This is a genomic window from Pseudoalteromonas sp. SR44-5, assembly GCF_014163675.1.
GTDB lineage: Bacteria > Pseudomonadota > Gammaproteobacteria > Enterobacterales > Alteromonadaceae > Pseudoalteromonas > Pseudoalteromonas rhizosphaerae.
The window spans coordinates 1-2,930 of sequence record NZ_JACJDT010000100.1 but is presented as its reverse complement, the minus strand read 5'-3'; the positions used below and the strand labels follow the sequence as shown (position 1 = coordinate 2,930).

Genomic DNA, 2,930 nt, shown 5'->3' with positions numbered 1-2,930 from the left:
GGTACATCCCACTGGTCATCAAACTTAATTAAAGTCACGAATATATCATTACCTTCATCCGTTGAACCCGATACAACCATATAATCTATTTCACCTGTTGTTGCACAACCGCCTAGTAATACAGCTAACAGACTAATAAGAAGTAATTTTATGAGGTTGTCCATAATCTATATCCATTTATTAGTTGTGATTGCCATTGTGTGCTGAGCTCTGCTTGCGCAGGCTGATTATAACAAAGCGCGAGCTGTGGTTTTTAGTGGTGAATTCAGCGTCTTCTTCAGGGCCATGAGCTACGGGCTGCCTCTGCGAATACTTTATAGAACATAAGCTTAGGGTCGTGGCTTTACTACTTATTCTCACGCCATTGAGCTTGCCCAGAGCCAAGCTCGTGTAGAACACGTCCAGTAAACCCGGCTGATGGTGTATTTGAAATCCAAACCTTTATCTCACCTGATTCACCCATACCAACTATTAAATATGGGTAAATATCAGTTTCTACTTCGCCTGTATGGTAACTAAATCGAGGTAATTTACTGGCTAATTTATAACCATTTTTATCTATTGCCACTTCACCAAAGTAAATTCTATTTTCTGACTTATCTAACCATTCAACGGCTACTTTTTCTGGGAATTTTTGATCGTAAACGCCACTTGTTTTACCGGCACTTTGCCAGCAACAACCAAGGCTCCCCATAGGAATACCCCAACTATTATCAAAAGTAATTGATTGCACCCAAATTTCATTACCCTTTTGTGTCGCACCGCCTGCAACCATGTAATCAATTTTACCTGTAGACGAACATCCTACAGCGAATAATATTAAAGCGAGTGTGATAAGTAATTTTATGAGCTTGTCCATAATCTATATCCATTTATTAGTTGTGATTGCCATTGCTCACTCTTTTCATCTTGTTCTGGCTGATTGTAAAAAGGCGTTTAAAACTGGTCATTTATTCTCACGCCACTGTGCTTGCCCAGAGCCTAGTTCGTGTAATACACGGCCTGTAAATCCCGCTGAACGGGTATTAGATAACCAAACTTTGATTTCACCTGACTCACCCATACCGACTATTAAATACGGTTTTACATCTTTAAAAACCTTACCTGTGTGCGCTGTGTATGAAGGTAAATTTTTAGCTAACCTATAACCTTTTTTGTCTATTGCCACTTCACCAAAGTAAATTCTATTTTCTGACTTATCTAACCATTCAACGGCTACTTTTTCTGGGAATTTTTGATTGTAAACACTCACAGTACCACCAGCTTGTGCGTAACAACATTCTATTGCACCGGAAGGAATACCCCACTCATCATCAAATACCACAGAGCGCCCCCAAATTGCATTGCCATTTTCGGTGCCGACACCTGCGACCATGTAATCAATTTTACCTGTTGACGAGCAACCTATTACAAATAATGTTAAAGCGAGTGTGGTGAGACATTTTACGAGCTTGTCCATAATCTATATCCATTTATTAGTTGTGACTGCCATTGTACACTTGCTTCAGCCTGTTCTGGCTGATTGTAAAAAAGCTCACGTTGTTGGTTTTTGCTGGTGAATTCAGCGTCTTCTTCAGGACCATGAGCAATCGCATCAATCGTTGCTGAATATTTAACACTGTGGTGGATGTAATCTTTATATAAAGCCTGCCAGGCATCACTTTGTGGGCCAAAGCTGCGGGCGCTATCAACCAGTGTTTTAAGCTCGCTAGGTAAAATATAAGGTATAGCTTGGCCGTCAGCTTGTTTGCGGTTAGCAAGTTCCGTTAAGCTTTGTAGTGGCACTCCTTAGCGCCTTTATCTCAACAATTCCTTTATTCACTGTTGTCCACATCCTTATTACTTTCTCTACTCTGGGCCCTACTTAAACGCATACTCATGCTCATATCCATCCCTGTAGATAACGGTAAATTGTCTTTATCAAGCGGGATATCTGTATCATTCTCTGATAAATGCGTTAATATCGCATTAAGCTGCTGCTCAAAGTCTTTTGGTTTTTCATCATCAAAAAATGCAAAGGGTTTGTCATCGGTTTGCCACTGTTCATGCTGCGGCATTACATGCTCGCGGCCATACTCCATAAATTGACATATAAATGCCAATACCGGCTCGTACGCATCACTGCCGTTGTAATAAGGGTTGTGGCGCGGTTGTACCATAAAATTAGCCCATTGCATGTTGTTGTGTTTATCAAAACCACGTGTCTGAATACGCATCATTTGAAAGTCTTCATAAACCCGTAAATTTTTAAAGTGCTGAGCGCGTACTTTGCCTTTGTACCAGAGGTAAACAATTTGTTTATCACGATCAAACACCATCGGTGCTTGACGCTTAAAACGAATAATAAAAAACAACAAAAGTGGAATAGTAATAGCGTAAAAAACTAAAAATGAAATGTCTTTTTTGTAAAAATAACTTCCATAAGCTGTATGTTTATTACTGTGACGAGCATACAAGTAGCTTTTAAACGTCAACTCACCACTTTCATCTAGCAATTTATACCACTTTAAGTGTATTGGGTTTACTTCTGTACTACTAAAATAATTCTCTCCATACTTTTTTTATATAATTCAATACTATCAATAGTTGCTCTCTCTCTTGCACTCCAGCTTTTTAATATATTATTAGCATTTAAACATGCAGTAAATAACACAATTAATAACAATGGGATCAGCCCCATATTACGGGCTTTCATTGAATTATTACTAAGCTTACAAATATGTTCATCTACATACACTATCGGTGTTGGCGGCGGCGCCTCTTTAGTGAGTTGAAAGCTAAGTAGTGCTTTCAACTTATTTGCTAACGGAGTTTTTCAAGTTAGTTGTCGCCTCAAGTTAAATTTTATGCCGCCCGCATTTCTTCTTTTTTCTCAGGATTCAAATTTACTTCGTTTATCATTGACCAATCTCGTGACTTTCCTGACCAAC

At 39.0% G+C, this 2,930-nt stretch carries 5 protein-coding genes; all 5 read right to left on the bottom strand.

Annotated elements, in window-relative coordinates; translation table 11 throughout:
* Positions 1-346 precede the first annotated feature (346 nt).
* A complete protein-coding gene (locus H5154_RS22520; RefSeq protein ID WP_182719699.1) occupies positions 347-859 on the bottom strand; it encodes a DUF2931 family protein in 513 nt (170 codons plus the stop codon).
* An 87-nt stretch (positions 860-946) separates the two neighbouring features.
* Positions 947-1,459 (bottom strand): DUF2931 family protein, encoded by a 513-nt coding sequence (locus H5154_RS22515; protein WP_182719698.1) that lies wholly within the window; start codon positions 1,457-1,459, stop codon positions 947-949.
* On the bottom strand, positions 1,444-1,785 hold the full coding sequence (locus H5154_RS22510; RefSeq protein ID WP_259398593.1) for a hypothetical protein: 342 nt from the start codon (positions 1,783-1,785) through the stop codon (positions 1,444-1,446). Before H5154_RS22510 ends, H5154_RS22515 begins: the two co-directional genes overlap by 16 nt.
* A gap of 29 nt (positions 1,786-1,814) precedes the next feature.
* Positions 1,815-2,495: a hypothetical protein gene (locus H5154_RS22505; protein ID WP_182719697.1), complete on the bottom strand. Its 681-nt coding sequence runs from the start codon at positions 2,493-2,495 to the stop codon at positions 1,815-1,817.
* Between the two features lie 26 nt (positions 2,496-2,521).
* Positions 2,522-2,794: a hypothetical protein gene (locus H5154_RS22500; RefSeq protein WP_182719696.1), complete on the bottom strand. Its 273-nt coding sequence runs from the start codon at positions 2,792-2,794 to the stop codon at positions 2,522-2,524.
* Between the last annotated feature and the right edge of the window lie 136 nt (positions 2,795-2,930).